This window comes from Burkholderia sp. Cy-637, assembly GCF_011753175.1.
GTDB lineage: Bacteria > Pseudomonadota > Gammaproteobacteria > Burkholderiales > Burkholderiaceae > Burkholderia > Burkholderia gladioli.
In genome coordinates this window covers 1-2,420 of record NZ_VWWC01000344.1, presented here as the reverse complement: position 1 = coordinate 2,420, position 2,420 = coordinate 1, and the positions used below count along the sequence as shown (strand labels likewise).

Annotated in this window: 1 protein-coding gene; it reads right to left on the bottom strand. The window is 68.4% G+C overall.

Going from position 1 to position 2,420, the window contains the following annotated elements:
- Positions 1–204: 204 nt before the first annotated feature.
- On the bottom strand, positions 205–2,420 hold a 2,216-nt coding region (bcsA, locus tag F3J10_RS35295), incomplete at its 5' end, for a UDP-forming cellulose synthase catalytic subunit (RefSeq protein ID WP_240155806.1).

Below are 2,420 nucleotides of genomic sequence, written 5' to 3'. Positions count from 1 at the left end.
GTGGCGCAGGACGCGTTGCCGGCCCGCTTCCGCGCGTGCTCGTCGGCGCGATGGCCGGCCGTGTGCGCGGCTGAGCCGCGGCCGAAATGCGGCGCGCGCGCGCCGTCATGCGAGGCCGCAACGCGCGCGCTGCCGCCTTCGCCCGCTCGAGGGCGTGTCATGGCGATTCCTTTCTTCATCTGCCGTCGCAGTCCGTGATCCGGTTCAGCGGCCCGAGCGCCGTTTCCAGGTGCGCAAGTCCGCATAGAGGTGTTCGAAGAGATTCCAGATGCCGCGGGCGCCGGCCGACAGCACGCTGCCGAGCGCACGCAGCGGCGCGTCGGGCTTCCTGCCCTCGGCCCAGCCGGTCCACGCGTCGGCGCGCGCGAAGGTGGTCTTCACGAAATTGAATTCCTGGTCCTTGGTCATCTCGACGAAGCGCAGGCCGGCACGGCCCGGCGCCGAGAAGCTGACGATCGCGCGGAACGCGTATTCCTCGTCGCCGCGGAACAGCGAGACCGTCACGCGCTCGTGCAGCGGCACCGAGATGTTCTGCGGCAGGGCCACGCCCACGCCGCCCTCGGAGTAGTCGATGGTCTCGCAGGCGAGCGTGCGGCCGGTGCCGAAGCGCAGCATCACCGGCATCTTCATCGCCACCCGATGCACCGCGCGCACCTGCTTCTGCTCGGCCGCGGCGGCCACGCTGGCGCCGAGGATCAGCATGTTGTAGGTGGTCCAGCCGAGGTTGAGGATGGTGGTGTACACCTCGCTGCGCACGCTCCAGTGCGTGTGGATGTGCCAGAGGCCGATCAGGAAGCCCAGCAGGTTCAGGATCAGCAGCAGCAGGTAGGGCCGCGAGATGGCCCAGTCGAAATACTTCTGCTCGATCATGCCGCCCTTGGCCGTCACGTTGAACTTGCCGAGCTTCGGATTGATCAGGGCCAGCAGGGTGGGCGGCGTGATGTAGGAGGCCAGCACCGATTCGTAGACCTCGGCCCAGAACGAATGGCGGAACTGGCTCTGCATGCGCGAGTTGGTGGCGTTGGCGTGCAGCATGTGGGGCATCGCGAACAGCGCGATGGTCACCGCCGAGGCCTGGATCACGTGGGCGCCGAAGAACAGGAACGAGAGCGGCGCGGTCAGGAACACCAGGCGCGGGATGCCGTAGAAGAAGTGCATCATCCCGTTCAGGTAGCAGAGCCGCTGCGCGATCGACAGGCCGCGGCCCATCAGCGGATTGTCGATGCGGAAGATCTGCGTCATGCCGCGCGCCCAGCGGATGCGCTGGCCGATGTGGCCGGACAGGCTCTCGGTGGCCAGCCCCGCGGCCATCGGGATCGCCAGGTAGGCGGTGGTGTAGCCGAGCCGGTGCAGCTTGAGCGCCGTGTGGGCGTCCTCGGTGACGGTCTCCACCGCGATGCCGCCGATCTCCTCCACCATGGTTCGGCGCAGCACCGCGCAGGAGCCGCAGAAGAAGGTGGCGTTCCACAGGTCGTTGCCGTCCTGCACCAGCCCGTAGAACAGCTCGCCCTCGTTGGGCACCTTGCGGAAGGTGCCGAGATTGCGCTCGAACGGGTCGGCCGAGAAGAAGTGGTGGGGCGTCTGCAGCATCGACAGCTTCTTGTCGTGCAGGAACCAGCCCAGGCAGATCTGCAGGAACGAGCGGGTCGGGATGTGATCGCAGTCGAACACCGCGAAGAACTCGCCGTGGGTGATCTTCAGCGCCTCGTTGATGTTGCCGGCCTTGGCGTGGCGGTTGTGGGCGCGGATCGTCCAGTTCACGCCCACTTCCTCGCAGAAGGCCTTGAACTCGGGGCGGCGGCCGTCGTCGAGCACGTGGATGGTCAGCTTCTCGGGCGGGTAGTCGAGCGCGAGCGCGGCGTAGATGGTGGGCTTCACCACCGACAGCGGCTCGTTGTAGGTGGGGATGAACACGTCGACGGTGGGCCAGTCGGCGCGCGAGGCCGGCAGCGGACGCGGCTTGCGCTTGAGCGGCCAGGCGGTCTGGAAATAGCCCAGCAGCAGGATCAGCGCCGCGTACACCTCGGCGGCCACCAGCAGCAGGCCCCAGGCCGCGTCGAGCGGATGCGACCAGTAGGTGGTCTCGGTCAGGCGCCAGACCATGTAGCGGCCGGTGGCGATCACCGACAGCATCATCATCACCAGCGTGGCGTAATGGCCTTCGATGCGGCGGAACAGCAGCGCGGCCGCGAAGCAGCAGGCCGCGAAGATCAGTTGCTGGCCGTTGGACAGCGGCACCGTGAAGACGAAGAACAGCGCGCCGGCCGAGAACAGCGAGAGCAGCACGATCACCGGCAGGCTGCCGAACAGGCGCGCGTCGGCGAAGCGTTCGAGGCGCGAGCCGCCGCGCCGGGGCGGCTTGCCGGGCTTGCCCGGCTTGGCTGGCGGGCGGGCGTTCGCGGCCGGCGCGCCCTGGGGGC